The following is a 26,809-nucleotide window of genomic DNA, read 5'->3' as shown; positions in this document are numbered from 1 at the left end:
TTATCTTACAGGCCTTTTTCTTTAGCCATTATTTGACAGAGCCGTGACGTGTTGCATCTTAGAGTGATTTTACCTGGCCTTTGTTTACTGACCGCCTGCGCCTCAAATGAGCCACAGCTCTATTCTCGAATCAATGAGGCCTATGATTTCGAGGTGACCCATTGTGATAGCTTCGCCATGGTGACTGGGATAGGCAGAGGGGAGGCGCCGCTGAGGGCGGCGCAGGATAATGCCAAGCAGCAAGGTGAGGCCCTGCAGGGCACTCATATCGTCTGGCTACAGGAAGATCACTTCGACAGGGATAATCAGGTCAGGGTGATTGCCGTGGTCTACAAGTGCCTGCTTTAGCGTGTCTGGTTACGTAGCCAGTTTATCTCTTGGGGCCAGATCTCAGGTTCTATTGTCTCTAATATGAGGGGGATCTGCCTGGTCGCCGGATGTTTCATGATATAGCTAAAGGCGTCCATACCTATATAACCGGCGCCGAGGGAGTGGTGCCTGTCGACCCGGCTGTTCAGCGGTGTCTTGCTGTCGTTGAGGTGCATTGCCTTAAGATAATGGTTGCCCACTATGGCATCAAATTGGCCGAAGCTCTCTTCACAGGCCTCGAAAGTGGTTAAATCGTAGCCGGCGGCAAACATGTGGCAGGTGTCGATACAGACACCGACTCGGCTCTTATCTTCTACCTTGTCGATGATCTGCGCCAGCTGCTCGAAGCTATGGCCCAGGTTTGACCCCTGACCTGCGGTGTTTTCTATGATGGCACTGACGCCTTGCGTCTTATCCAGTGCCAGGTTGATCGATTCGCTGATGCGGGCCAGGCACTCGTCTATGCCTATCTTGTTGAGATGACTACCGGGATGAAAGTTGAGTAGGGCCAATCCCATCTGTTCGCAGCGCTGCATCTCGTCGAGAAAGGCCTCTCGCGAGCGCGCTAGCTGCTCCTCATCTGGATGGCCAAGATTAATCAGGTAGCTGTCGTGGGGCAGAATGGCATCGGGGCGAATATTGGCCTGTTCGCAGTTGGCCTTGAAGGCGTCAATCTGTGAAGGGCAGAGCGGCGCCGCCTGCCAGCGTCTCTGATTCTTGGTGAACAGGGCAAAGGCATTGGCACCTATCTTCTGTGCGTTCTGCGGCGCATTGGCGATACCGCCGGCGGCGCTAACATGGGCACCGACCCAATGAGTGACTGGCATTTTTCCTCACTAACTTTAAACAAGTTTATAAATTTTATCGGTATTTTGAGCGATTTTCCTAAGCTGGACTATGCTCAATGAAAGGCATTTCGCCCGACTTCTTCATTTTTCAATAGTGGAATGGACTCTAGCGTGTTTAAGGATCTCTCTCAATCTGAATTTATGGACTTTGGCCCGGCCTTGATCGCCCAGTTGGGGAAGTTACAGGGACAGTTTATTCGTGGTGACGATGTGCTCTTGCCCCTGTGTCGTATTCTGGCCGATAGCAGCGGCGCCGAGTCTGTGATGATTCTCTCTCGCCGCCTGCTGGCCAGCGATGAGATGCCGGCCGATGTGACCTGTTGGTGCCGGGATTCCATGCGTTATATCACCCTGTGGCGACAGGTGAAAGACTGGCCGCTGCTGGATGGCCAGCGGGGGGCACACCAGTGGCAACGCTTTGTTGTTTGGCCCATAGAGGGGCTCGACGTCAATATTTTCTTCTATCGCCCGGGTAAGGGCTGGCTGTCGTTTCTCACCTCCTATCAGACCTTCATTGCCGACAGCATCAGCGGCATGTTGCTGCAGCAGAGCCAGGATTGGCTGCAGAGCCGTAATGCGCAGATCATCAAGTCTATCGACACCCAGATGTATCAGTCTATCGTCAGTAATAGCGAAGATATGATAGTGGTTGCGTCGCGTCAGAAGGGGATGGCGCCGGTGATCATGTATGCCAACGCGGCGGCGACCGCCATCAGCCAATATCCGCGCAGTCAGCTTATCGGCAAGTCGATCGAACTCTTCTTCGGCGATCAAGACGACAAGGCGCTGGAACTGCTGGAGGCGATTGAGCTGCGCCTTGAGTTTACCGGCGAGCTGGTCTGCTCCACCGCCACCGGGGAGAAGGTGATCCTGCATACCCATCTAATTGCCCTCAACGAGCAGTATGAAGATGGCAGCCTGTTTACCCTGGTGGGCCGGGACATCACGGAGCAGAAGCTGATGCAAAATACTATGGCCCGCACCCAAAAAATGCAGGCCATGGGCCAGCTGGTGGGGGGCGTGGCCCACGATTTCAACAACATCTTAGGTGTGCTCAAAGGCAATCTGGAGCTGATGGAGCTTAAGGGTAAGGATGATTCTATCGCCCGCTATCTGGCTACGGCGCTCAAGGCTTGTCAGCGGGGCACCGACCTGACGCGGCGCCTGTTGCAGTTTTCCCGGCAGGAACAATTCAGTGCCCAGCCGGTGCAGGTCAACGAGGTGCTACAGAGCCTGGAGGAGCTGCTGGAGAAATCCTTGACCACCCAGGTGAGCCTCAACATTCAGCCTCAGCCATCGATGCGGGATATCTGTGTCGATCGCGGCGACCTTGAGGATGCCTTGATCAATCTGGTGCTGAATGCCAAAGATGCCATGCATGGGGAGGGACAGATCACCATAGTGACCGGCGAGCAGTATCTGTCTGGCTACCTTCCCGGGGTGGGCAATACCGTCAGCACAGATAACCGGGATTATGTTTGGGTGTCGGTGATCGATCAGGGCGGGGGGATCCCAGATAAGCTGCTGGATAAGATCTTCGAGCCATTCTTTACCACCAAAGATAAGAGCAAGGGGACCGGGCTTGGGCTCTCCATGGTGTATGGTTTCGTCAAACGCTCCAACGGTTATATGAGCATCATGCATACGGGGGCTGATGGCACTGAGATCCGTCTCTGGTTTCCGGCTATCAAGCCGGTCGAGCGGCAGATTGAGCGCCAGCACAGTCCGCTTGAGTATCCCAAGGTGGCGCGCCCCATCAAGGTGCTTATCGTCGATGATGAGCCGGATCTGCTCGAGGTGCTGTGCGATTACTGTCAGATGATGGGGATGGAGGTGCTGGCCTATACGGATCCTCTGCTGGTCAAGGAGCAGTTTAAGGATGGTATAGATAATATCGATCTCATCATCTCAGATCTCTTGATGCCGGGGGGGATTAACGGCTATGAGCTGGTGACGGATCTGAGCGTGCACCGAACGATTCCTGTGCTGCTGATCTCAGGCTATGTCGGCGATGTCGGCATCAGCAGTCGGGAAGATCTGCCGTTTCAGGTGCTGCAGAAACCCTTCGATATCCGCGCCTTCGTACGCGGCCTCGAGGAGATAGGGATTGAGTTTGTACAAGGAGAATTGCGATGAACAACATGGAGATTTGGGTTGTAGACGATGACAGGGATTACTGCGAGCTGATCGTCGAGATGTTGCAAGATGAGTTCAAGGTGAGTCCCTTCTATGGTGCGGCGGATTTTCGCGCCGCCCTGCAAACCCAGAAGCCGGATCTGCTGCTGATGGATATCAACCTGCCCGATACCGATGGCATTACCCTCTGCCGTGAGCTACAGGCCAGCAACCAAGAGGTGGCCGTGCTGTTTGTCTCTGGGATGAATACCCTGGAGGAGCGTCTCAAGGCCTATGAGGTGAACGCGGTGGATTTCATCGCTAAGCCGTTTGAGCTCAAGGAGTTGCTGGCCAAGGTGCACAGCGTCGCCCACTATGTGATGAAGCAGCGGGAGCTGATCCAGGCGGAATCTGTCTCACGCAACATGGCTTTTCAGTCGATGACTGAGTCGTCACAGTATGGCTGTGTGCTGCAGTTTTTCCGTCAGTGTTTTCTCTGTAACGATCATCAGACCCTGGCGGATGCCTTTTTTGATCTGATGCAGCAGCTCAATCTCAACACCTGCCTGGAGATACGCTCAGAGAAGGTAGAGTATTTTGCGCCCAGGCATGCCGCCATCAGCCCCATAGAGTCGAATATTCTCGAGCTATTGGATAAGCATGGCCGCCTGTACGATTTTGGCTGCCGCACCATATGTAACGACAAGCATGTCTCCTTCTTGATCAAGAACATGCCGATAAACGATGAGGTTCTCTACGGCAGGCTGAGGGATATCATCGCCGTGGTAGTTGAAGGTCTGGAGGCGCGCGTCTTGGATATCAGTCGTCAACAGACGCTGACACAGGTGTTTCTCGACATCGAAGCTCTGATAGGTGATATCAACGCAGCGACCCTAGAGCATGATGAGAAATTTAGTGCGGCGCTCATTAACATGACCACAGAGATCCGCGGCAGCTTCCATGTGCTGGACATGACCATAGAGCAGGAAGATTATTTTACGGCGCTTATTGAGCGTAACCTGAAGGAGGTGAAATCGGCCTCCGAGGCCTTTACCCGCCTGCAATCTGCGCTAGGCAAGGTGATGGACGTGCTCGGAGGAAGCGTACCTTAAGTGATTATTTTATGTTCATTTTTCTTGATCTGAGTCACGTCATCATGACGGCTTACATATTAGTGTGAGTAAAAGTTCAACAATTTACTATAGTAACTAAAGGCGTCTAGAAGGTTGGAGGTGACGATGTTAGCGAGACTTCATAATGACCATAAACATATCGCGATACTGTTAAATATTCTCAAAAATAAGCAGCAGCGGCTGCAACATGGCGAGGCCGTCAACTTTAATCTGATCCGAGATATCGTCGAATATATGCAGAGCTATGCTGAGCATAGTCATCACCCGCTCGAGGATCTGATCAACGAATTTTATATTCAGACCCATCCCGAAGAGGCCTTGGAGAAGCAATTGGGAGAAGAGCACCATAACCTGATCGAAAGCTCAACCAGTTTGATGTCTACCCTAAACCTTATCTTAAGTGACGTCCCGGTACAGAATGAAACCTTGAGTCAGGCCCTGAAGGAGTATGTCGAGGCGCAGCGAAATCACATGATGTATGAAGAGGGTAAGTTGTTCCCCATCTGGGAGGCGGGAATGACAGAGGCCCAGTGGCAGGAAGTGGCAGACAGATGCCAGGAGAAGCTGATCTGCGACCCTTTATTTAGCGATGACGACAACCTACTCTTTGAAGAGTTAAAAGAGTATCTGGCCAAGGCCGATGACTAACAGCTAACAACTAACAACTTATAGATACAAAAATAGCGCCTAAGGCGCTATTTTTGTATCTATTTACATCAGAAGGTTATCTAAGTCGTATTCGAAACTGCTGTCGATATCCTGAAGCTCTTTAATCAAACGCTGTTTCTCTTTGATAGCCTCTATCTCTCGCCATTTTCGCTTCTTATTGGAGCTTCGCGAACGACTGTTGGGTCTTTCAATGACGGTATCATCTAGCGCACTACCATAATCTAAGCGATTCATGGCAACCTCCTGTTGTTGTATTTTTTCTCAACAATTAAATATCACACTTCCAATTTATGGTGCAAGAAAAATGTTTCAATAATGTTAAGTCTGGGTGAATCATTTATGGCGCACCAAGCGGTTTTTTGCCCGTAGGATAGGAAGTCGCGCAGGTTTGCTGGTGGATATTACTGCAGATAACAAAAAAGCCAGTGAAAACTGGCTTTTTTATCGGCTAAGGTTGCAGGCTTAGAGGTGGCCGCGTCTAAAGAGATTGATGAGGGCGTTGCTGGAGGCATCCAGTGCCTTAGCCTCTTGATCGCTCTGCAGACGTGCGAGCACATCGTTGCCTAGGGTCTTACCGAGTTCGACGCCCCATTGGTCGAAAGAGTTGATGTCCCATAACGCACCTTGAACGAAGGTTCTATGCTCGTACAGGGCGATCAAGGCACCCAGAGTTTTCGGTGTCAGCTTGTCCATCAGCAGGGTGTTGCTTGGCTTATTGCCTTCCATCACTTTGTGCTTAGCGATCAATGCTTTCTCTTCTTGGCTCAGTGAGCTGCCGTCGAGTTCGGCGAGTGCCTCATCGAAGGTTCTGCCTTGCATCAGCGCCTGAGTCTGGCCAAAACAGTTGGAGGCCAGCTGCACATGGTGTTCACCGAGCGGGTTATGGCTCTGCAGTGGCAGAATAAAGTCTGCCGGGATCAGTGCCGTGCCTTGGTGCAGTAACTGATGGTAGGCGTGTTGACCATTGGTGCCTTCGCCGCCCCAGATCACAGGGCCGGTTGCATGATCGACGCTGTCGCCATTGAGGGTGACAGATTTACCGTTACTCTCCATGTCCAGTTGCTGGAAGTAAGCCGGCAGGCCTCTGAGGTAATGATCATAGGTCAATACCACATGGGACTGTGCCTGGTAGAAGTTGCCATAGAGCAGGGAAAACAGCCCCATGATCACCGGCATATTCTGTTCGAGCGGCGCCTCAACAAAATGCTTGTCCATCGACTTGGCGCCAGCCAGCAGCTGGTAGAAGTTGTCCATGCCGATCAACAGGGCGATAGGCAGACCTATGGCCGACCAGAGTGAATAACGACCGCCCACCCAATCCCACATAGGGAAGATGTTGTCCGCATCCATACCGAATTCGGTCGCCTTGGCCACGTTTGAGGTAACGGCTACAAAGTGCTTGGCGATATCCGCTTGGGTGCCGCCATTTTCCAGGAACCAGGCCTTGGCACTCAGGGTGTTGGTCAGCGTCTCTTGGGTGCCAAAAGACTTAGACGACATCACGAAAAGGGTGGTTTCCGGATCCACCAGACGCAGCTTCTCACACAGAGAGGTGGCATCGACGTTGGCGACGAAGTGACACTTGAGCGCCGGATTCCAGTATGGTCTCAGGGCCTGAGTAACTATTTTAGGTCCCAGGAAGGAGCCACCAATTCCGATGCTAACGATATCTGTGATCGCCTTACCCGTGTAGCCTTTCCACTCGCCGGAGGTGACAGCCTCGACGAACTTGGCCATTTTGGCTTGAGTCTGCTTTACCTCGGGAACGATATTCTGGCCATCGACCAGAATGACCTCGTCGGCTTCGGCTCTGAGGGCGGTGTGCAGCACGGCGCGTTTTTCGGTGTTGTTGATGATCTCGCCATTGAACATGGCGCGGATCTTATCGCTTAGACCGGCAGATTTGGCCAGTTTAAACAACTGTTCAAGCGTCTGCTCATCGGCTCGGTTCTTGGAGTAATCCAGCAGCAGGCCGCAGGCAGACAGTGACATCTTGTCAAAGCGCTGGTGATCGGCCTCAAATAGCTCGCGCATGTGAGGCAGCTGAGCTGTTTGCGCTTCTAGCTGGGCCCACGCGTCTTGCTGAGTAAGCTTAGTCATGACGTCTATTCCCTTAGGCTTCGAGTTCTGCTTTTAGCATGGTTTCAAGTTTGCCTTGGTCGATAGCAAAGTTGCGGATACCTTCGGCTAGCTTCTCTACGGCCATAGCATCTTGGTTGAATTCCCAACGGAACTCGGCTTCGCTCAGCGCCGCACCAGGGGCGACCACTTCATTGGCGGCCTGTAGTTTTTGCACGACTGGTGTGTCGCTGTTGGCCATCTCTTCGAGCAGCGCAGGGCCGATAGTTAGGCGGTCACAGCCTGCCAGTTCGATGATCTCTCCCGTGTTACGGAAGCTGGCGCCCATCACAACCGTCTTGTAGCCGTGACGCTTGTAGTAGTTGTAGATGTTGGTGACTGAGACAACGCCTGGATCTTCAGCGGCGCTGTATTCAAGGCCAGTGTCTTTCTTGTACCAATCGAGAATACGGCCGACGAAAGGCGAGATTAGGTAAACGCCGGCTTCGGCACAGGCTCTGGCCTGGGCAAAACAGAAGAGTAGCGTCAGGTTACAGTTGATGCCTTCTTTTTCCAGCTCTTTGGCGGCGCAGATCCCTTCCCAGGTTGAGGCGAGTTTGATCAGGATACGAGACTTGTCTATGCCAGCCTCTTCATAGAGCTTGATCAATTTATGTGCCTTCTCGATAGAGCCAGCCTTGTCGAACGAAAGACGAGCGTCCACCTCGGTCGAGATGCGGCCTGGAACAATCTTTAGGATCTCGAGGCCGATGTTGACCGCCAGCTTGTCTCCGGCATCTTCGACCTGCTGAGCAAGATCGTTACTCTGCGCCTTTGCCCATTCGATGGCATTGGCAATCAGGTGCTTGTATTCAGGAATTTGGGCTGCTTTCAGGATAAGAGAGGGGTTGGTGGTGGCGTCTTGTGGTTGATAACGCTTGATGGCTTCGATGTCACCGGTATCGGCGACTATGGTAGTGATAGATTTGAATTGCTCTAGTGTATTAGCCATGAAAATTACATCCTTCTTAAGAAGCAGCTTAAGTGTGTGGTTTACTAACGGCTATTAGACGCGATTTTGCCGATATTTCCAACCATGAATGAAAAAAAATTACAGAAAAGTTGCTAAATATCAGTAAAAGGCATTTTAGCCGTTGCCGTTCAGTTGACCGACGCTTGTGCTAAACGGACTTAGAGTATAACCATTAAATTATGACAGGAAAAAAAATCGCTGCCTAAGCAGCGATTTTTAGTGAGGTCGATCATTAAGTTAATCGTAAAGACTTACTTTAGAACCGGCTCTTTACGCACGCCAGTGACGTGGGCTTCGATGCGACGGTTAGCCTTGTTGGCTTCGGCGCTACGGCCCTCGATCAGAGGCTGAGTGATACCGTAACCTTTTGCGCTGACGCGATCTTGGCTGATACCGTATTTGCTAACCAGCAGTTCGGCAACGGCATTGGCACGACGCTCAGACAGGTCCATGTTGTAGTCTGGGTTACCTACGTTAGAGGCGTGACCACCGATTAACACGGTTGCGCGTGGGTTTTGGTTCATGTAGTTGGCCAACTTTTCGATTTGACCGTAAGACGCAGAGTTCACCTCGGCTGAGTTGTTGGCAAAGCGAATTGAACCCAGTTCATGCTTTTCGGTGACTTCGCGATAAACCGTACAACCATTGGCATCAACCTTGTGGTTGCTTGGCGTGTTGGCACATTGGTCTTTGTCGTCTGTCACACCGTCGTTGTCTGAATCTTTTGGTGCAACAACTACAGGTGCTGCCACAGCGGCTGGTGCTGCGCGACCGAAACGGTAGCTCAGTTCAAGACCCCAGTAGTTGCTTTCCATATCAAGTGTGTTCCACTTGTCTTCGTCGAGATTCTCATAGCGACGATACTTGGCTTGCAGCTTGAGGTTGTCGGTGAAGTTGTAGCCGATACCTGCACCAAAGTATGGTGCAACACCGCTGTCGCTGTAGTACTCGCTACCCCACTGTTTGTTGTTCGACAGTAGGTAGTTCATTGCACCCGCTTCGGCAGACAGGCTCCAACGGTCGGCAAATGGCCAGAAACCTACCAGGCCGAGTGTCATACCGCGAGCACCGACGTCGTTAAGTTTGTTGGCATAGTCGACCCACTCGGCGCGGCCCAGGTCACGATAACCTAGTTCTACACCGAAATAGTCGTTAAAGAGGTAACCACCAAATACATCCCAAGCATAAGGATCGTCTTCACCACACTGTTTCATGGTCTTCTGATCGCAGTTAGGCTCGTAGTTGTTAACGCCTAAACCGCCACCGACGTACCAAGGGGTGAGTTCTTGTGCTGCATTGGCTGCAAATGGGAGCATTGATGTAAGCAGAATAGCTTTCAATGTATTGTTCATCATTTTCCAATTCCTTTGTTTTACTATCTTCCCCCATGCTGTTTTTATCCTGTAAAAACATGCCAGCACTTTGTGGGGGGATTCCTTTGGTATTATCGCTAGCCTTTGTATTATCTTACGTGAATATAGAAATTGCCATGATTAACAGGCATTTTTTTTAGGATCATTGGTCACTTGATAATAAAAAAGGCGTTTCCGCTAGGAATCGCCTTTTTTCTAGTAGAATAATTAACGTAGCGTTAATCTATTCTTAACGTGTCCAGATCCAGTTTTCGATGTTTTCTGGGTCGACACCGTTTGCCTTGATGTAGTTACGGTGGTCAACCAGACGCTGTAGCATGTCAGTGGTGATGGCAACGTGTTGTGTCTCGTCGATCACACCTTGTTGGAATAGCTTGTAAGCCATATCGATAACCAGGTGGTAGCGAGAAGTACCGTTACGCACACCCATATCGAATGGCGTAGTGGTTGAACCTTCCTCTTCATAGCCCTTGATGCGGAATCTGTGGCTACCTTTGTAATCGAATACCAGTTTCTTGATGGTGTTTGGATAACCGTGGTAGTTGAAGACCACACCCTTATCGGCGGTGAAGATCTCATCCATCATCCAAGGCTTGCTTTGGAACTTACGGCTACCCAAACCGCTGCTGGTTAGCTCGGTTACGCTGACGAAGCGTACGCGCACTCTTGGTAGCAGCTCACGCAGGATGACCAGAGAGGCCATACATTCTTGGGTGACATAGTCACCACAGCCTGCCAGTACCACGTCTGGGTTTTCATCTGAGGCGAAGTCCCACACCATGACACCATCTTTAGCCTGTTGACGGGCTTCGTCCAGTGTTAGCCATTGTGGGAGCTCTTTCTTACCGGCGGCGATGATGTTGAGCTTATCGCGATCGGCGAAGGCACGTTCTGTGTAAACCAGGGTAGAGTTAGCATCTGCTGGCAGATAAGCCGAGATGATCTCTGGGTGTTTCTCAAGCATAGCCCCCAGGAAAGAAGGGTTCTGGTGAGAATAACCGTTGTGGTCTTGGCGCTCGAGCAGTGAAGAGAGCACTACGTTACAAGCGGGAACCGGCTTACGGAAGTGTACGCCTTGGCTTGCATAGACATACTTACAGTATTGGTCGGCCATAGAGGAGACCACCTGTGAGAATGACTCATAAGTTGGGAACATGCCGTGACGGCCCGTTACTGTGTAGCCGTGTAGCATACCAAACAGCAGGTTTTCAGATAGTAGCTCGAGTACGCGACCGTCGCGAGACATATCTTCGTCCCAGCTTTCGATAGGCCACTGCCATGCACGATCTGTCTCTTCAAACACAGCTTGCAGCTGGTTAGAGTAGGTTTCGTCAGGGCTGAAGATACGCAGGTTGCGCTGGTCTCTGTTGAGCTTGAATGCATCACGCATCCATTGACCCATCTTCAGCATAGAGTAACCACGTTGGCCTCGAGGTGTTTCTGCACCGTAGGCCAGGTCTTCCAGTTTAGGATTGTTCAGTGAACGTACCACTTCGCCGCCGTAGCTCAGGTGCTGACGACCACAGCAAAGCTCTTTTGGTGGGAGCAAAGATTGAATGTCTTTGTCGAACACGATCTGGTTTTGCTCGTTGATGCTATAGAGTTCGTTGAACTTGTAGCTGGCAAGCCATTGATCTAAGGCTTCAAGGTGTTGTTTGTCTTTCGCACACTTGTTAACGATAACTTGGTGCGATTCACAGTTGCCTTCTAGCTTCTTACCATTGTCTTCGGCAACGCCTGTCCAACCTTTTGCGGTGCGCATCAGAATTACTGGCCAGCGAGGCTTAACAACATCTTCGCCGCTACGAGCCTTGGTCTGAATGGCGTCGATCATGGCATAGGATTCATCCATTGCCTTGGTCATCTGCACGTAGACATCTTCTTCAAGGTCGCTGTCGACAATGATTGGGTGGTAGCCAAGGCCTTTGAATTCAAGCTCAAGTTCTTCGTGGCTCATGCGTCCCATACGGGTTGGGCCAGAGATCTTGTAGCCGTTGATGTGAACGATTGGCAGTACGGCACCGTTGTTGGCTGGAGATACCAGACGGTTAGCATACCAAGAGGCTGCCAGTGGGCCGGTTTCTGATTCACCGTCACCGATAAGCACGGTAGCGATTAGGTTAGGGTTATCCAGCACTGCACCCCAGGCAACTGAGAGTGAGTAGCCTAGCTCACCACCTTCGAGGATCTGACCCGGTGCTTCTGGGTTAGCGTGAGAAGGGTAGCCATAGGCGGCTGAAAATTTCTTACAGATATCTTCGATACCTGTCTCGTTGTATGGAATCGTCTCTGGGTAGAAATGACTCAAAGATCCTTCCATAAACAGGTTAGCTTGTACGGCTGGGAAGCCATGGCCTGGGCCGACAAGGTAGAGGAAAGGACGGTTGGTTTTCTTGATGAGACGGTTGACGTTTGCGTAGACGAAGTTGATACCTGGACAAGTACCCCAGTGCCCTAGCAGTCTGGGTTTGATGTCGCTATGTTCTAGCGGACGCTTGTGCAGTACGTTCTGCTTAAGGTAGATTTGCGAGGTGGCCAGGAAGTTGGTCGCTCTTACAAATTTCTTTAGTGCGGTGATCTCTTGCTGTTGTGACATAAATAACCCCATTTATAGTAAGCAATAAGTTAATCAAAGCTCATGTGAGGCACTATATTTGTAATTTTATTACAAAAATGTGTTCAATATCTTATTTTTGCAAAGTCATTAAATTTGCCGAATGTTAATTTTTTGGTGGTAAACACCATGTTAGTTACGTTAATACAGTAGCTTATTTATGTCTGATTGCGTGATGGCAATGTCATGTAAATGGGTAACTGTGATCTGTATCACATGGTGCTTTTTTGATGGTATGCTATTTTGGCGTGTCGAATTCGGCAGGCATGTTGTTTTGGCATCATGAAAGGATAATTCGAAAAGATAATCCTGCCGAAAATATTCGATCAAATTGGGAAGGAAATTCAACAAAGGTGGCGGCTTGCTCGGCAAGGTCACCATAAACGTCCTAAGGGTTATAGAAGTTCTATGTTTGAATCTGTATTAAATTTAGTCGATTCGACTATCAACGCGGTAAACGGCATGCTGTGGGGCAGTGTGCTGATTTACGTGCTGGTCGCTGCGGGCGTGTTGTTTACATTGAGATTGGGCTTTATCCAATTACGTATGTTTGGTCACGGTAGCAAGTTAGTGCTACAAGGCCGTGAAAAAACCAATGGCATTTCGTCGTTCCAGGTATTTTGTACCTCTATGGCGGCCCGTGTGGGCACGGGTAACATGGCAGGGGTCGCGGTGGCAATTACAGTCGGTGGCGCCGGCGCCGTGTTCTGGATGTGGCTCATCGCCCTGCTTGGGATGGCAACCGCCTTCATCGAGTCGACCCTGGCTCAGGTATACAAGGTTAAAGACAGCGACGGTCAGTACCGTGGTGGCCCGGCCTATTATATGGAGCAAGGGCTAGGCAAACGCTGGATGGGTTCCCTGTTCTCTGTCTTACTGATCATCGCCTTCGGTTTTGCCTTCAATGCGGCCCAGGCCAATACCATGACTGATGCACTCAACAATGCTTTTGGGCTAGATAAGACTATGGTGGGTCTGGTGATTGTCGCTGTTGCGGCCTATATCATCAGCGGCGGCCTGAAGAAAGTGGCCAAGGCCTCTGAGCTCATCGTGCCTGTGATGGCGGTGGCTTATCTGGCGATTGCCCTGATCGTTCTGGTGATGAACCTTGAGCAGGTGCCTGCGGCGCTAGCTTATATCGTCAAGAGCGCCTTTGGTTGGGAAGAAGCAGCCGGCGGCGCTATGGGCGCCATGATGGCGGGTATCGCAAGAGGGTTATTCTCTAACGAAGCGGGTATGGGCAGTGCGGCCAATATTGCGGCGTCAGCATCTCCAAATCCTAACCATCCAGCCTCTCAGGGCTTCGTGCAGATGATAGGCGTGTTTGTCGATACCATAGTGATCTGTAGCGCTACCGCGGCCATCATCTTGTTATCGGGCGTACTGGATGCGCCGGGTGAGCAGAAGGGCATAGGTCTGTTGCAATTAGCGCTCACCAACGAGGTGGGTGGCTGGGCTGCTTATTTTGTCGCCTTCGCTATCATTCTCTTCTGCTTCTCTTCGATCATCGCTAACTACAGCTATGCGGAGAGTAATATCCTGTTCCTGAGTAAGAGCAAGAAGGTGCTCTATACTTTCCGCGCCTTGGTTTTGGCCATGGTGATGGCGGGTTCTGTGGCCTCTCTGCAATTGGTGTGGAACTTTGCCGATGTCTCTATGGGCTTGATGGCGCTAGTGAATATTGCCGCCATCGTTATGCTCTCTAAGGTGGCCTTTGCGGTGATCAAAGATTACGAAGTGCAGCTAAAGGCTGGTAAGGTACCGACCTTCGATGCGGCGCATTTCCCTGAGCTTAACGGTCTGGATGAGAAGATCTGGAAGGGCAAGCCCAGTGCCGATGTCTTGGCGAAAGAGGAAGGCAAGTCGATTGCCGTCCCCGAGGTCTAGCCCAAACGAGTTAATCGTGCCTCTCTATTAGTTCCATCTAAAAAACCACGCTCCAAGGGCGTGGTTTTTTACTGTCTGCGTCAGTATGATAGTCACCTCGCTTAATGTTAGATACAAAGGATAATTTATGCTGATCTTAGTCTCTCCGGCTAAAACCCTGGATTATGAAACGCCAGCAAGTACCCAAACCTTTACTTTGCCTGCACTGCTCGAACACAGTGAAGCCTTGATAAAGGTGTGTCGAGAGCTAACACCAGCCGATATCGCCTCCTTGATGAAGGTCAGCGACAAGATTGCAGGGCTCAATGCCGCACGTTTTGCACAGTGGCATCGCGATTTTAATCTGGGCAATGCCAAGCAGGCGCTGTTTGCCTTTCGTGGCGATGTCTATACCGGGCTGGATGCCGATACTCTGTCTGAGGAGAGCCTGGAGCGCGCCCAGCGGCATCTGCGTATCCTGTCAGGCCTCTATGGCCTGCTGCGCCCTCTGGACCTGATGCAGGCTTACCGTCTGGAGATGGGCACTAAGCTGGCGAATGACCGCGGGGCGAACCTATATCAGTTTTGGGGCGATATAGTTACCGAGGAGGTCAACAAGGCGCTGGCCGAGCAGGGCGATGATATCCTGGTGAACCTGGCATCAAACGAGTACTTTAAAGCGGTGAAGCCAAAGCAGATCCAGGGACAGGTGATCACGCCTATCTTTAAGGATAAGAAGAATGGTCAGTATAAGGTGATTAGTTTCTTCGCCAAGAAGGCCCGCGGCATGATGGTGCGCTACATGCTTGATAACAAAGTGAGCCGCTATGAAGAGCTTCTTAAGTTTGACATCGCGGGCTATTACTACAGTGAGGCGGAGTCCAGCGTTAATGAGCCTGTGTTTCTGCGAGAAGAGCAAGCCTAAGCTAAAAACTGATTTGCAGAGTGAAAGACTCTGTCAATGCGATAAAAAAAGCAGCCATAGGCTGCTTTTTTTAGTTTTAAGCCAACTTAACTTAAGTATGCAATGAGCTCTCGTTGGCCATGAGCGCACGTTGGCTATCATCTGAGGCTGATTATCAAGGCCTTTGCTTTGATTATTTGGCCTTAGGGGTTAGCGGTCTTAGCTCAATCTCAGATTGCGCCATGAGGTAAGCAAACTGGGCGTAGGCGGCCGCATTTTGCGCCAGCGCCTCAGGATCGATCTTATCCAAGGTATCGTTTGGCGTGTGGTGATAGTCGAAATAGTCACTGCCATCTTGTCTGAGTGACGCAACTGGTACGCCATAGCCTGGCAGCATGGAGACATCAGGGCCACCAGAGGCCTTGTTGTTGCCTGGGGCGACGCCATTATCCTGCATCGAGCCGGTATGGGCCTGTACGGCGGCAAAGGCCTTATCGGCAACGTTAAAGTCGATCTGGTAGATACGCCCGGCGCCAAAATCAGATTCGGTGGCAATATAGTGTTTCGCCAGCTCGGCTTGATGGTCTTTGGCGTAGCTCTTACCGCCAATTAATCCCAGTTCTTCGGCGGCGTAGAGCACCACGCGAACCGTACGGGCAGGTTTAACGGGTAACTGAGAGATGTAATGGCCTGCGGCGGTCACAATGGCCACGCCTGCACCGTCATCGATGGCGCCAGTACCTTCATCCCATGAATCCAGGTGCGCACCGATAAGCACTATCTCATCGGGTTTTCTGCTGCCAGTAACCTCGGCAATCACATTATAGGATGTGGCGTAGCCAAGGTTCTTAGGGCTCATCTCAAGATGTAGCACGACGTTGGGATCGCGCTTAAGCATCAGGGTGACCAAGTCTGCATCAGGATTGGACATGGCTGCAGCCGGGATCTTATTTACCCCTTCTTGATAGCGCATCATGCCGGTATGGGCCATTCTGTCATGGTCTGTGCCGATGGAGCGGATCACTATGGCGAGTGCGCCTTTCTCTGCGGCGGCGATGGCGCCCCGTGATCGTCCGCCAACCGTCATGCCATAGCCTTTACCCGTCTTGAATCTAGGGGTGACGTGGTCGATAAAGACAATCTTGCCCGCAACCAGACTCTGATCGGCTTGCTTCAGTTCGTCCAGAGTCTCGAAGCGGACGATTGGCGCGCTAATCCCTTCTTCCGGCGTGCCGATACTGCCACCTAAGGCGGTGAGCACCAATGGCTGGGCATAAGGGGAGACGATATTGGCCGTGGCCTCGCCTCGTTGCCATACGGGCACCTGAACGGCTTCCTTATAGACCTTATCAAAACCTAGTGAGCCTAACTTTTTCTCTGCCCACTCTACGGCGACCAAGTCTTTGTCGCTGCCGGCGAGTCTAGGGCCGACTTCGACCGTGAGTGATTCGACAATATCATAGGCCAGGCTTGAAGAGAGTGCTTGCCGCTGTAGCTTGGCACTAACACTTTGATTTGTGTCTGTTGCCGCCGCATTTTGACAGGCAAATAGGCCGCCGAAAAAGAGTGTCGTTAGGAGGATGAGAGGGGAGCTTTTCATGAGTTTCCTTTATTTTTATTACGTATGTCCCATTTTTGAAAACAATCTAGCAAAAAGTGTGCTTTATGTCCCGACTATATCTTTAAGTCAACGCTATATTAGTGCCGGGGTTTGTTTTAGGAGAAATTGCTCGTAATGAATATAGAATTGATGCAGCAACGAGCGGATAATGCTGTTGTATTGCTAAAGGCTTTAGCAAATGAACGCCGGCTGTTCATCTTATGCTACTTGTTGAGCGAAGGTGAGATGTGCGTCGGTGAGATGAATAAAAAGCTAGGGCTTAGCCAATCTGCGCTGTCGCAACACTTAGCATGGCTTCGTAAAGACAATTTGGTCGAAACGCGAAAAGAAGCGCAAACGGTATTTTATTCGCTGAAAAGCAAGGAAGTATCTGAAATTATTAAGTTACTTAACACTATCTATTGCCACTAAAAGGCTTGAAAATAGCGCAGATAGAAAGCTGATGGGCTACTGGCCGTCAGCTTTTTTGTTTTTTGGCTCTGGGAGTTTGCTGGTATAGGGTGTTTGTGAATTTTCGAGTGACACTAATGCCGCTTGAATGCTGTTTGTGTGAAGTGGCGAGATTGATTGGTGCTCGAACGACAGGCACAAAAAAACCGGCCTGAGCCGGTTTTTTATATCGCTAAAAGATTAAGCAGCTAGTGCTTTGATCTTAGCGTTTAGACGAGCCTTATGACGGGCAGCTTTATTCTTGTGAATAAGACCTTTAGTCGCCATACGGTCAACAATTGGTTGTGCAGCATTGAATGCTTCAGTTGCCGCTTTGTGATCGCCAGTGTTGATCGCAGCGATTACTTTCTTAACGTAAGAACGTAGCATAGAACGACGGCTAGCGTTGTGCTGACGACGTTTTTCAGATTGAAGCGCGCGCTTCTTTGCAGACTTGCTATTAGCCAAGGTGCAACTCCTAAAAGGGTTAGATATTTTTAAAGGTCGAGGAATATGCCTTTTTTTCGTCAGTTTGTCAATGACAATGATCGGATCTTTATCCTAAAGATAAATTAATCAGAGCAGACTTGGCGTTCTTCAACCTAACTCGTGTAATATGGTGCGCTATTCTAGCAGTATTTGCTGCTTGGTGACAGGGGGTAGTCGACTTTTTAACTTGCTCGATACACCTGTAGTGCTCGTTTCAGGGGGAACTTTGAGCAAGAAACTATTTAAGTCAGGCATGATCGTGAGTGCTATGACGCTGATTTCTCGTGTTTTAGGCTTAGTGCGAGACGTGGTTATCGCCAATTTAATGGGGGCAGGGAGTAGCGCCGACGTCTTCTTTTTTGCCAACAAGATCCCAAATTTTTTACGCCGATTATTTGCCGAAGGCGCCTTTGCCCAGGCCTTCGTGCCTGTCTTGACCGAATATCAAGAGAAACATGACGACCAGGCGGTTCGCGAGTTGCTCGCCAAGGTAGCAGGTACGCTTGGACTGGTGGTGACTTTAGTGACTCTGGTGGGGGTGATCGCTTCGCCACTATTAACGGCACTGTTTGGTGGCGGCTGGTTCCTGGCCTGGCTAAACGATGAGCCAAATGGTCAGAAGTTCGAGCTGGCATCACTAATGTTGAAGATCACCTTCCCCTACCTCTGGTTTATTACCTTTACCGCCCTGGCGGGATCGATACTCAACACCCGTGGCCGCTTTGCAGTGTCGGCCTTTACCCCGGTGTTTTTAAACGTTGCCATCATCAGTGCTGCGCTGTTTCTGGCGCCTAAGCTCGATCAGCCGGAGATAGGCCTGGCCTGGGGCGTCTTCGCCGGTGGCCTGATCCAGTTTTTGTTTCAGATCCCCTTTCTATTTAGAGAGAAGGCTCTGGTTAAGCCGTCATGGGGCTGGCATCACCCTGGCGTCGTTAAGATACGTACCCTGATGCTACCCGCGCTGTTTGGCGTGTCTGTGTCGCAGATCAACTTGCTGCTCGATACCTTTATCGCCAGTTTCTTGGTGACGGGGTCGATCAGCTGGCTCTACTACTCAGATCGACTGCTGGAATTCCCCTTAGGTCTGTTTGGTATCGCCATCGCTACCGTTATCTTGCCCGCGCTGTCGAAGAAGCATGTTAATGCGGAGGGGGATGGTTTTGCCAAGACGATGGATTGGGGGATTAAGGCGATTCTGCTGATGGGGGTGCCAGCCATGTGCGGCCTGATCGTCCTGGCTAAGCCCATGTTGATGGTGCTCTTCATGCGCGGCGCCTTCACGCTAGATGATGTGGATATGGCCTCTTATAGTTTAATGGCCTATGGTTCGGGTCTGCTGAGTTTCATGTTGATCAAGGTGCTGGCGCCGGGCTATTACTCCCGTCAGGATACCAAAACCCCTGTGCGTTACGGCATAGTCGCCATGGTGAGTAACATGGTGTTTAATCTGATTTTTGTGTTTCCATTCGGTTATGTGGGCTTGGCGATTGCCACCTCGTTATCGGCGCTGCTCAATGCAAGCCTGCTTTATCGTGGCCTGCATCGCGCCGGGGTGTATCAGATCTCGCATCAGACTTTTGTGTTTATGGGTAAAACTTTGGTTGCCGCCGCGCTGATGATCGCCGTGCTTTATCTATTGTTACCAGGCGTTGATACCTGGCTAGCGCTTTCATTTGTGGGCAGGGCAACTCAGCTGGCCTATTTGATTGGCGCAGGGGCTGTGGTCTACCTGCTGGCTATGTTATTGTTGGGAATTCGCCCCTGGAGGATGAAAGCTGGCTTTTGATTGCTGATTATCCTTCTCAGCTGGTATATAATCCGCGAACTTATGCTTGCTAGTTATTGAATGTAATGGAACTGATCCGCGGTATACATAATATTTTACCCAGACACCAGGGTTGCGTGCTGACTATTGGGAACTTTGACGGCGTGCATCGTGGGCATGCCGAAGTCATTGCTGCCCTTGTAAAAAAAGCCAAGCAACATGGGGTTCCTGCAACACTCATGACATTCGAACCTCAGCCGCAAGAGTTGTTTAAGGGGGATAATGCCCCGGCTAGGCTGAGTCTGCTGCGTGATAAGATCGTCTTGCTCGATGAACTGGGCATAGATCGTCTGCTGTGCGTCAATTTTAATCAGAAGTTTGCCGCCATGCCCGCCGAAGCCTTTATCGAGGATCTCCTGGTAAAACAGCTAGGAGTGAAATACCTGGTGGTGGGGGATGACTTCTGTTTTGGCAAGCAGCGTCGCGGTAATTTTGCGATGTTAAAGGCCGCCGGTGAAAAATATGGTTTCGCCGTGGTCAATACCCATAGCTTTATCTTAGGGGATAAGCGGGTGAGCTCCACAGAGATTCGTGGACTGCTCGCCAAGGGGAACCTTGAGCAAGCAAGGCGCCTGCTGGGCCATCCATATGCCCTGAGCGGTAAAGTTGCCCATGGCGAGAAAATTGGTCGCACCATAGGTTTTCCTACCGCCAATATCGCCTTGAAACGCAAGGTGTCGCCGGTCAGGGGCGTCTTTGCCGTTAAGCTGTATTGGGATGGTAGTGATATCTATGAAGGGGTGGCCAACGTTGGCTTTAGGCCAACGGTCAACGGACAAAATTGTCAGTTAGAAGTCCATCTGTTTGATTTTGAAGGAGACCTTTATGGTCGCACCGTCGAAGTCGAACTGGTGGCAAAGATTAGGGATGAACAGCCATTTAAGTCTTTAGATGCGCTGAAGCTACAAATTAAAGATGATGCTGACAGGGCCAAGGCCCTGCTTGGCTGCGATGCAGGCTGAGAACAATCAGCTAAATTAACGGTATAGGATCAATGAGCGACTATAAATCTACTTTAAACTTGCCGGAAACTGAGTTTCCGATGCGTGGTAATCTGGCACAACGTGAGCCAGAGATGTTGAAATCTTGGACAGAAAAGAAACTGTACCAAAAGATTCGTGAAAGCCGCACAGGTGCTAAGCCATTCATTCTGCATGATGGCCCACCGTACGCTAACGGTAGCATTCATATTGGTCACTCAGTAAATAAGATCCTTAAAGACATTATTATCAAGTCTAAGACCCTGTCGGGTTTTGACGCGCCTTATATTCCAGGCTGGGACTGTCACGGTCTGCCAATCGAGCTTAAGGTCGAGCAGAAAGTGGGTAAGCCTGGCCAGAAGGTCTCTGCGGCCGAGTTTCGTCAAAAGTGTCGCGAATATGCCGCGGCTCAGGTAGATGGTCAGCGTGAAGACTTTATCCGTCTTGGCGTGCTGGGTGACTGGCAAAACCCATACCTCACCATGAACTTTGACACCGAAGCCAACATAGTTCGCTCTTTGGCTAAGGTGATCGACAATGGCCACCTGCACAAAGGTGTTAAGCCTGTGCACTGGTGTACCGATTGTGGTTCTGCACTGGCTGAAGCGGAAGTTGAATATGAAGATAAGACTTCACCTGCAATTGACGTTGCCTTTGTGGCGGTCGATCAAGCGGCTGTGCTGGCTAAATTCGGCCTGGAGCAATTTGACGCCGAAGTGGCGACCGTTATCTGGACTACAACGCCTTGGACACTGCCTGCTAACCGCGGCCTCTCAATGGCCGGTGATATCGATTACGATCTGGTTGAGTTCATTAAAGATGGCAGCAAGCGCGCGATTATTGTGGCGCAGGAGCTGGCTGAGTCTTGCATCGAGCGTTACGGCGCCGAGTCGCATAGCGTGCTGGGCACAGTGAAAGGTCAGGCGCTGGAACTGCTGCGCTTTAAGCATCCTTTCTATGATTTTGATGTGCCTGTCATCATTGGCGACCACGTCACTGTTGATTCGGGTACCGGTGTGGTACACACGGCGCCTGGCCACGGTCAGGACGACTTTGTTATCGGTCAAAAATATGGTCTGGAAGTGGCTAACCCTGTAGGGGATAACGGTGTCTACAAGCCAGATACCGAGTTCTTCGCCGGCCAACATGTCTTTAAAGCCAACGATAATGTGGTTGCACTGCTCGAAGAGAAGGGCGCACTGCTGAATCATGTGGCTTATCGTCACAGCTACCCACACTGCTGGCGCCACAAGACACCTATTATCTTCCGCGCGACGCCGCAGTGGTTCATCTCTATGGACCAAAAAGGCTTACGTACTCAGTCGCTGAGCGAGATCGAGAAGACGCAATGGATCCCTGACTGGGGTCAGAGCCGTATCGAGAAGATGGTCGAGAATCGTCCAGATTGGTGTATCTCACGTCAACGTACCTGGGGCGTGCCTATCACCCTGTTCGTGCACCGTGATACCGAAGAGTTGCACCCTGACAGCGTTGCCCTGATGGAGCGCGTTGCCCATCGCATCGAACAAGAAGGCATTCAGGCCTGGTGGGATCTCGACGCCGCAGAGCTGTTAGGCGAAGAAGCCGACCAATACCGTAAGGTCACAGACACTTTAGATGTATGGTATGACTCAGGCTCTACCTTCTCATCTGTGGTTGCCGCGCGTCCTGAATACAATGGTCATCCGGTGGATCTCTACCTGGAAGGTAGCGACCAGCACCGTGGTTGGTTCATGTCATCGCTGATGATCTCGACTGCCATGAACGGCAAGGCGCCTTACAAGCAGGTGTTGACCCATGGTTTCACCGTGGATGGCCAGGGCCGTAAGATGTCTAAGTCGATAGGTAACGTGATTGCCCCGCTGCAAGTCACCAACAAGCTAGGTGCCGACATTCTGCGTCTTTGGGTGGCCGCGACCGATTATAGCGGCGAGATGACAGTATCCGATGAGATCCTCAAGCGTAGCGCCGATGCTTACCGTCGTATCCGTAATACGGCGCGTTTCCTGCTGGCTAACCTGAACGGTTTTGATCCGGTTAACGACACAGTTGCCGTCGAAGATATGGTTGCGCTGGATCGCTGGGTGGTGCGCCGCGCCGCAGCCTTGCAGGCCGAGATCTTAGAGGCTTATGAGCAATATAACTTCCACTTGGTGACCCAGAAACTGATGCAGTTCTGCTCTGTTGAGCTAGGCAGCTTCTATCTGGATATCATCAAAGACAGACAGTACACGGCTAAGGGTGACAGCCTGGCACGTCGTAGCTGCCAGAGCGCGCTGTTCCTGATTGCCGAAGCCATGGTGCGCTGGATTGCGCCTATTCTGAGCTTTACCGCCGATGAGGTATGGCAATCGCTGCCGGGTGAACGTGAAGAGTTTGTCTTTACTCAGACTTGGTTCGAAGGCCTGGTCTCTGTGACCCTAGATAGTGACCTGAGCGACGAGTATTGGGCAAATCTCATCACAGTACGTGATGAGGTGAACAAGGCCATCGAGCAGGCGCGCCGCGAGCAGCGTGTCGGTGGTTCGTTAGAAGCCGAAGTGACTCTCTATGCCGATAACGCGCTAACCGAGTCTCTGGCGCTGCTGGGGGATGAGCTGCGCTTCGTGCTGCTGACCTCTAATACTCAGATTGCCCCGCTGGCGAGTGCCGGTGACGATGCAGTTGAGACAGAGCTGGCTGGTCTTAAGCTATTAGTGGCTAAGACTGAGGCGGCCAAGTGCGATCGCTGCTGGCATCACAGAGAAGATGTGGGTCAGGTTGAAGCGCACCCACTGCTTTGTACACGCTGCGTGACCAACATCGAAGGTGACGGCGAAGTTCGCCAGTTCGCATAAGGGAATCGAATGCCATCTAGCTGGAAAGAGAGTGGCTTACGTTGGTATTGGGTAGTTGTATTGGTGTTCATCGCCGATCAACTATCCAAACAATGGGTACTAGCCAATTTTGACCTGAGAGAGTCAATCAACTTACTGCCATTTTTTAATTTCACCTATGTGAGAAATTATGGCGCGGCTTTTAGCTTTTTAAGTGATGCCGGTGGGTGGCAGCGTTGGCTGTTTACCTTGGTAGCAGTCGGTTTTAGTACCTTGCTGACCGTCTGGCTGCGTAAGCAATCGAAAGGATTATGGCGACTGAATCTGGCCTATACCTTAGTGATTGGTGGGGCATTGGGGAATTTAATTGATAGATTGCAGCATGGCTTTGTGGTCGATTTCCTCGATTTCTATTGGAAGACGAGTCATTTCCCCGCCTTCAACATTGCCGATTCGGCGATCTGTGTCGGAGCCGGACTCATCATCTTGGATTCGTTTATTTCAGAGCGTAAGCCAAATGGCGAAGACGTTGCAAAGGGGTAAGAAGTGACAGTTACACGATCATTATTGTGCCATATGAATATCCTGCTGGAAGATGGTTCGACGGCAGATAGCACTAAGGCCTCTGGTAAACCGGCCAAGTTAAACATAGGCGATCAAACCTTGAGTCCTGCTTTTGAAGCAGAGCTGAAGGGCCTGAAGCAAGGGGATAAGCATAGCTTTACTCTGGCTGCTGCGGATGCCTTTGGTGAGTCAAACCCGGATGCTATTCACCATATGGACAGGAGTAAGTTTCCTGCGGATATGCAGCTCGAAACGGGCGTAATCGTCAGTTTCGCCGGTCCTGGTGGCAGTGAGATCCCAGGTATCGTCCGCGAGGTAGTAGGGGATTCGGTAACCGTCGATCTTAACCATCCATTGGCGGGCCGGGCGGTGACATTTGAATTGGAAGTGGTTCAGGAGCTCTAATCATGACGCAACCTCCTCAAAGTCTGCAGATTAAACTGGCCAATCCGCGAGGTTTTTGTGCCGGTGTCGATCGGGCCATCAGCATAGTCGAGAGGGCGCTCGAGCTGTTCTCGCCGCCAATTTATGTACGCCACGAAGTGGTGCATAATCGATATGTTGTGCAAAACCTCAAAGACCGGGGCGCGGTATTTGTTGACGAACTAGACCAAGTGCCGGACGACAGCATAGTGATCTTCAGTGCTCACGGTGTATCCCAGGCGGTTCGTGCCGAGGCGAAAAAACGTGGCCTGCGAGTATTCGATGCCACCTGCCCATTGGTGACCAAGGTGCATCTGCAGGTCACTCGTGCCAGCCGTAAGGGGATCGAATGTATCCTTATCGGCCATGCGGGTCATCCAGAGGTTGAAGGCACCATGGGACAATACGACAACCCTGAGGGCGGCGTGTTGTTGGTGGAGTCGCCGGCCGATGTTGAAGCCTTAGTGGTGAAAGACCCGGAAAACCTCTGCTTCGTGACGCAGACGACTCTGTCTATGGATGATACTGCAGATGTGATTGCGGCTTTGCAGAAGCGTTTCCCGTCAATCCAGGGACCACGTAAGGACGATATCTGCTACGCGACCCAGAACCGACAAGATGCGGTGCGTAACGTCGCCGATGACGTCGACCTCTTCATTGTGGTGGGTTCTAAGAACAGCTCCAACTCGAATCGTTTGATGGAACTGGCGATTAAGAAGGGCACACAGTCTTATCTTGTGGATAATGCCGACGACATTAAACCCGAGTGGTTTAACGATATCGAGAAGGTTGCCGTTACCGCTGGCGCATCGGCGCCGGAGGTGTTGGTACAACAGGTTATCGATGCTATCGCCAAGTTGGCACCTAGCGTGATCACCGAGGTGGAAGGGCGTAAAGAAGATACCGTATTTGCCGTACCGGCTGAACTACGCTAGGTATCTTGCTGTTTTGATGAGAAAAGGAGGCTAAAGCCTCCTTTTTTGTTGCCTAAAAATTGCCCTTGGCATATCGAATTTCCTTTTTAGACCTAATATTACTAGCGAGTAACATTCGACTAATCTATGATTAACTAGTATAGTTTAAAGTTATGCTAACTTTCAGATTTTAAAAGACTAAACGACTGAAACGACTGTCAAAAGTATGGCTAATATCGGAGATTTGACATCATGGTAAAACGTGGGAAAGGGTTTTCCCTAATAGAGGTGATGGTTTCGCTCGTCATTCTTGTTATTGGCCTGATCGGCATATTTAATCTACACGTTGTTTCCAAGCGAGGCAGCTTCGAGTCTTTTCAGCAGACCCAGGCTTCCTACTACGCCAACGATATTATCAATCGCATGAAGTTAAATCCTAGCCAGTTAGCAAATTATGCTGGCACCTATAGTGGCGCGCCAACTCTGCCAAATCCGGCCTGTACTGGCGCAGCCTTATGCTCTCCCTCTCAGACTGTCGCTTGGGATTTATATGAGTGGCGTTCAGCGTTTATCGGTGCGGCTGAGGTCGTGGGAGCGCAAAATGTTGGAGGACTCGATACTCCGACAGCTTGCGTTACGGTTAATGGGAATACCGTAAATGTTGTTATGGCGTGGAAAGGGATAAGAGCTACCTCTGATGGCGGAAGCTCGGGTGATTGCGGCACAGTAAGCAATCGACGCCGTCTTTACTCAATACAAACAGTGATCATTTAGATGGATATGGCTTTGAAATTAACAAATAAACAGAAGGGCTTATCACTTGTTGAGTTGATGGTGGCTCTCGTTATAAGTCTGTTTTTAAGTGGAGGCTTGATTACTATGTTTAGTATGTCGTCTTCGAATGTAACGACTACAAGTCAATTTAATCAGCTGCAAGAAAATGGACGGATAGCGCTTGCCATAATGGAGCGAGATATCTCTCAGCTTGGATTTATGGGGGATATCACAGGGACGGATTTTGTTGTAGGGACAAACACTGTACTAGAAGTGCCCACATCAGGTTTCATTGATTGTGTTGGCGCTGGATTAAATAATGCGACGCTTCCTAATACACAACCTGCTCATTTCAGGCGATTGTGGGGATATGAAAGTGGCGTTGGAGGTAGCTCTTTAAGCTGCTTGGCTGGTGTGACGGTTAATAAAAATACCGATGTGTTACAGATGAAACGCTTTATTGGGCCAAATGTTGCAAATGGTAATAGTGATGCCATATTTGCCGCTACGAACTCTAGTGAAGTTGCATTTTTCGTCGGTGCTAACCCTGCTGCAGCCCTAACTAATCCTAGAATCTGGGAGTATCAACATCATGTTTATTATATCGCCGATGATGCATCTGGTACTCCGGTATTACGACGAATTACCTTAACAAATAAGGGAATGAATAATTTTGAGCAATTAGTGGAAGGAATAGAAAATGTTCGTTTCCTTTATGGATTTGACAACGATGGCGATAGCACGCCGGATCGCTACATTCCCGAATCTCAAGTGACCTCACTAATGTGGGATAATGAATCATTTCAACGCTTGGTTGCGATAAAAGTTTTTATCTTAGTTCGTTCCGTCCAGAGTGACCCTTCGTATACGAACGAGACAACTTATCAACTTGGTGATAAGCAGATACAGCCTATCAAAGATAATTTTAGACGTAAGGTTATGTCGACAACGGTGGTATTGGAGAACCCAGTACTGATAAGGAGCTAAAGATG

At 50.6% G+C, this 26,809-nt stretch carries 23 protein-coding genes; 15 read left to right on the top strand and 8 right to left on the bottom strand.

The genetic code is table 11. The features are described 5' to 3' along the window. Nucleotides 1-51 precede the first annotated feature (51 nt). A complete protein-coding gene (locus K0H81_RS14705; RefSeq protein WP_011864886.1) occupies nucleotides 52-348 on the top strand; it encodes a hypothetical protein in 297 nt (98 codons plus the stop codon). Here K0H81_RS14705 and nfo read toward each other — a convergent pair. Continuing rightward, nucleotides 345-1,196: a deoxyribonuclease IV gene (nfo, locus tag K0H81_RS14700; RefSeq protein ID WP_220058805.1), complete on the bottom strand. Its 852-nt coding sequence runs from the start codon at nucleotides 1,194-1,196 to the stop codon at nucleotides 345-347. The genes K0H81_RS14705 and nfo overlap by 4 nt on opposite strands. A 132-nt stretch (nucleotides 1,197-1,328) precedes the next feature. On the opposite strand from nfo, the gene K0H81_RS14695 reads away from it, so the two are divergent. The 3 genes from K0H81_RS14695 (at nucleotide 1,329) to K0H81_RS14685 (ending at nucleotide 5,113) form a co-directional block, all read left to right on the top strand. Then, nucleotides 1,329-3,353 (top strand): hybrid sensor histidine kinase/response regulator, encoded by a 2,025-nt coding sequence (locus tag K0H81_RS14695; protein WP_258406302.1) that lies wholly within the window; start codon nucleotides 1,329-1,331, stop codon nucleotides 3,351-3,353. After that, nucleotides 3,350-4,444: a response regulator transcription factor gene (locus tag K0H81_RS14690; protein WP_220058803.1), complete on the top strand. Its 1,095-nt coding sequence runs from the start codon at nucleotides 3,350-3,352 to the stop codon at nucleotides 4,442-4,444. The genes K0H81_RS14695 and K0H81_RS14690 overlap by 4 nt, the downstream gene beginning before the upstream one ends. Nucleotides 4,445-4,570: 126 nt before the next feature. After that, complete coding sequence (locus tag K0H81_RS14685) at nucleotides 4,571-5,113, top strand: hemerythrin domain-containing protein (protein ID WP_011864890.1); 543 nt, start codon at nucleotides 4,571-4,573, stop codon at nucleotides 5,111-5,113. 63 nt (nucleotides 5,114-5,176) lie between these two features. On the opposite strand, the gene K0H81_RS14680 is transcribed toward K0H81_RS14685, so the two are convergent. The 5 genes from K0H81_RS14680 to K0H81_RS14660 all read right to left on the bottom strand — a co-directional run bounded on the left by K0H81_RS14680 (nucleotide 5,177) and on the right by K0H81_RS14660 (nucleotide 12,194). Continuing rightward, entirely contained in the window at nucleotides 5,177-5,368 is a 192-nt protein-coding gene (locus K0H81_RS14680; RefSeq protein WP_011864891.1) for a DUF3545 family protein, read from the bottom strand. A 228-nt stretch (nucleotides 5,369-5,596) separates the two neighbouring features. Beyond that, nucleotides 5,597-7,234: a glucose-6-phosphate isomerase gene (pgi, locus tag K0H81_RS14675; RefSeq protein ID WP_220058802.1), complete on the bottom strand. Its 1,638-nt coding sequence runs from the start codon at nucleotides 7,232-7,234 to the stop codon at nucleotides 5,597-5,599. Between the two features lie 13 nt (nucleotides 7,235-7,247). Then, complete coding sequence (tal, locus tag K0H81_RS14670; RefSeq protein WP_220058801.1) at nucleotides 7,248-8,204, bottom strand: transaldolase; 957 nt, start codon at nucleotides 8,202-8,204, stop codon at nucleotides 7,248-7,250. A 272-nt stretch (nucleotides 8,205-8,476) separates the two neighbouring features. After that, on the bottom strand, nucleotides 8,477-9,580 hold the full coding sequence (locus tag K0H81_RS14665; protein WP_144201160.1) for an OmpA family protein: 1,104 nt from the start codon (nucleotides 9,578-9,580) through the stop codon (nucleotides 8,477-8,479). 247 nt (nucleotides 9,581-9,827) lie between these two features. Beyond that, nucleotides 9,828-12,194 carry a phosphoketolase family protein gene (locus K0H81_RS14660; RefSeq protein ID WP_144201162.1) on the bottom strand — a complete coding sequence of 789 codons (2,367 nt, stop codon included), beginning with the start codon at nucleotides 12,192-12,194 and terminating at the stop codon, nucleotides 9,828-9,830. Nucleotides 12,195-12,620: 426 nt separating this feature from the next. On the opposite strand from K0H81_RS14660, the gene K0H81_RS14655 reads away from it, so the two are divergent. Both K0H81_RS14655 and yaaA read left to right on the top strand, forming a co-directional pair. Further along, a complete protein-coding gene (locus K0H81_RS14655) occupies nucleotides 12,621-14,099 on the top strand; it encodes an alanine/glycine:cation symporter family protein (RefSeq protein WP_144201164.1) in 1,479 nt (492 codons plus the stop codon). A gap of 127 nt (nucleotides 14,100-14,226) precedes the next feature. Beyond that, nucleotides 14,227-15,003, top strand: coding sequence for a peroxide stress protein YaaA (gene yaaA / locus K0H81_RS14650; protein WP_220058800.1), 777 nt, complete (start codon nucleotides 14,227-14,229; stop codon nucleotides 15,001-15,003). 172 nt (nucleotides 15,004-15,175) lie between these two features. Here the strand turns inward: yaaA and K0H81_RS14645 are convergent, their stop codons facing one another. Further along, nucleotides 15,176-16,582 (bottom strand): M28 family peptidase, encoded by a 1,407-nt coding sequence (locus tag K0H81_RS14645; protein WP_220058799.1) that lies wholly within the window; start codon nucleotides 16,580-16,582, stop codon nucleotides 15,176-15,178. 135 nt (nucleotides 16,583-16,717) lie between these two features. Here K0H81_RS14645 and K0H81_RS14640 point away from each other — a divergent pair, with 135 nt between their 5' ends. Beyond that, nucleotides 16,718-17,014, top strand: a complete 297-nt coding sequence (locus tag K0H81_RS14640) for an ArsR/SmtB family transcription factor (protein WP_011864899.1) — start codon at nucleotides 16,718-16,720, stop codon at nucleotides 17,012-17,014. A 219-nt stretch (nucleotides 17,015-17,233) separates the two neighbouring features. Here the strand turns inward: K0H81_RS14640 and rpsT are convergent, their stop codons facing one another. Further along, nucleotides 17,234-17,500, bottom strand: a complete 267-nt coding sequence (gene rpsT / locus K0H81_RS14635) for a 30S ribosomal protein S20 (protein WP_011864900.1) — start codon at nucleotides 17,498-17,500, stop codon at nucleotides 17,234-17,236. 247 nt (nucleotides 17,501-17,747) lie between these two features. On the opposite strand from rpsT, the gene murJ reads away from it, so the two are divergent. The 8 genes from murJ (at nucleotide 17,748) to K0H81_RS14595 (ending at nucleotide 26,804) form a co-directional block, all read left to right on the top strand. Next, the gene (gene murJ, locus K0H81_RS14630) at nucleotides 17,748-19,307 is read left to right on the top strand and encodes a murein biosynthesis integral membrane protein MurJ (RefSeq protein WP_220058798.1); all 1,560 of its coding nucleotides are present in this window, start codon (nucleotides 17,748-17,750) and stop codon (nucleotides 19,305-19,307) included. A 65-nt stretch (nucleotides 19,308-19,372) separates the two neighbouring features. Then, nucleotides 19,373-20,308, top strand: coding sequence for a bifunctional riboflavin kinase/FAD synthetase (gene ribF / locus K0H81_RS14625; protein WP_220058797.1), 936 nt, complete (start codon nucleotides 19,373-19,375; stop codon nucleotides 20,306-20,308). A gap of 32 nt (nucleotides 20,309-20,340) precedes the next feature. Then, on the top strand, nucleotides 20,341-23,163 hold the full coding sequence (gene ileS, locus K0H81_RS14620; RefSeq protein ID WP_220058796.1) for an isoleucine--tRNA ligase: 2,823 nt from the start codon (nucleotides 20,341-20,343) through the stop codon (nucleotides 23,161-23,163). Nucleotides 23,164-23,172: 9 nt separating this feature from the next. Beyond that, the gene (gene lspA / locus K0H81_RS14615) at nucleotides 23,173-23,685 is read left to right on the top strand and encodes a signal peptidase II (RefSeq protein WP_160794103.1); all 513 of its coding nucleotides are present in this window, start codon (nucleotides 23,173-23,175) and stop codon (nucleotides 23,683-23,685) included. 3 nt (nucleotides 23,686-23,688) lie between these two features. Continuing rightward, nucleotides 23,689-24,111: an FKBP-type peptidyl-prolyl cis-trans isomerase gene (gene fkpB / locus K0H81_RS14610; protein WP_144201175.1), complete on the top strand. Its 423-nt coding sequence runs from the start codon at nucleotides 23,689-23,691 to the stop codon at nucleotides 24,109-24,111. 23 nt (nucleotides 24,112-24,134) lie between these two features. Beyond that, the gene (gene ispH / locus K0H81_RS14605; protein WP_186300593.1) at nucleotides 24,135-25,064 is read left to right on the top strand and encodes a 4-hydroxy-3-methylbut-2-enyl diphosphate reductase; all 930 of its coding nucleotides are present in this window, start codon (nucleotides 24,135-24,137) and stop codon (nucleotides 25,062-25,064) included. 231 nt (nucleotides 25,065-25,295) lie between these two features. Beyond that, nucleotides 25,296-25,817 carry a type IV pilus modification protein PilV gene (gene pilV / locus K0H81_RS14600; RefSeq protein WP_220058795.1) on the top strand — a complete coding sequence of 174 codons (522 nt, stop codon included), beginning with the start codon at nucleotides 25,296-25,298 and terminating at the stop codon, nucleotides 25,815-25,817. After that, nucleotides 25,818-26,804, top strand: a complete 987-nt coding sequence (locus K0H81_RS14595) for a PilW family protein (protein WP_434086870.1) — start codon at nucleotides 25,818-25,820, stop codon at nucleotides 26,802-26,804. The last annotated feature ends 5 nt before the right edge of the window (nucleotides 26,805-26,809 follow it).

Origin of the sequence: Shewanella halotolerans (genome assembly GCF_019457535.1) — a bacterium.
Classification (GTDB): Bacteria; Pseudomonadota; Gammaproteobacteria; order Enterobacterales; family Shewanellaceae; genus Shewanella; species Shewanella halotolerans.
Note: the sequence above shows the minus strand (reverse complement) of the source record. Positions and strands in the feature narration are given on the sequence as shown.

What these genes read in the sequence shown, in the direction of transcription:
- nfo (WP_220058805.1), bottom strand. Translation starts at nt 1,196, where the DNA reads ATGCCAGTCACTCATTGGGTCGGTGCCCATGTTAGCGCCGCCGGCGGT.
- K0H81_RS14690 (WP_220058803.1), top strand. Translation starts at nt 3,350, where the DNA reads ATGAACAACATGGAGATTTGGGTTGTAGACGATGACAGGGATTACTGC.
- K0H81_RS14685 (WP_011864890.1), top strand. Translation starts at nt 4,571, where the DNA reads ATGTTAGCGAGACTTCATAATGACCATAAACATATCGCGATACTGTTA.
- K0H81_RS14680 (WP_011864891.1), bottom strand. Translation starts at nt 5,368, where the DNA reads ATGAATCGCTTAGATTATGGTAGTGCGCTAGATGATACCGTCATTGAA.
- pgi (WP_220058802.1), bottom strand. Translation starts at nt 7,234, where the DNA reads ATGACTAAGCTTACTCAGCAAGACGCGTGGGCCCAGCTAGAAGCGCAA.
- tal (WP_220058801.1), bottom strand. Translation starts at nt 8,204, where the DNA reads ATGGCTAATACACTAGAGCAATTCAAATCTATCACTACCATAGTCGCC.
- K0H81_RS14665 (WP_144201160.1), bottom strand. Translation starts at nt 9,580, where the DNA reads ATGATGAACAATACATTGAAAGCTATTCTGCTTACATCAATGCTCCCA.
- K0H81_RS14660 (WP_144201162.1), bottom strand. Translation starts at nt 12,194, where the DNA reads ATGTCACAACAGCAAGAGATCACCGCACTAAAGAAATTTGTAAGAGCG.
- K0H81_RS14655 (WP_144201164.1), top strand. Translation starts at nt 12,621, where the DNA reads ATGTTTGAATCTGTATTAAATTTAGTCGATTCGACTATCAACGCGGTA.
- yaaA (WP_220058800.1), top strand. Translation starts at nt 14,227, where the DNA reads ATGCTGATCTTAGTCTCTCCGGCTAAAACCCTGGATTATGAAACGCCA.
- K0H81_RS14645 (WP_220058799.1), bottom strand. Translation starts at nt 16,582, where the DNA reads ATGAAAAGCTCCCCTCTCATCCTCCTAACGACACTCTTTTTCGGCGGC.
- K0H81_RS14640 (WP_011864899.1), top strand. Translation starts at nt 16,718, where the DNA reads ATGAATATAGAATTGATGCAGCAACGAGCGGATAATGCTGTTGTATTG.
- ribF (WP_220058797.1), top strand. Translation starts at nt 19,373, where the DNA reads ATGGAACTGATCCGCGGTATACATAATATTTTACCCAGACACCAGGGT.
- ileS (WP_220058796.1), top strand. Translation starts at nt 20,341, where the DNA reads ATGAGCGACTATAAATCTACTTTAAACTTGCCGGAAACTGAGTTTCCG.
- lspA (WP_160794103.1), top strand. Translation starts at nt 23,173, where the DNA reads ATGCCATCTAGCTGGAAAGAGAGTGGCTTACGTTGGTATTGGGTAGTT.
- pilV (WP_220058795.1), top strand. Translation starts at nt 25,296, where the DNA reads ATGGTAAAACGTGGGAAAGGGTTTTCCCTAATAGAGGTGATGGTTTCG.
- K0H81_RS14595 (WP_434086870.1), top strand. Translation starts at nt 25,818, where the DNA reads ATGGATATGGCTTTGAAATTAACAAATAAACAGAAGGGCTTATCACTT.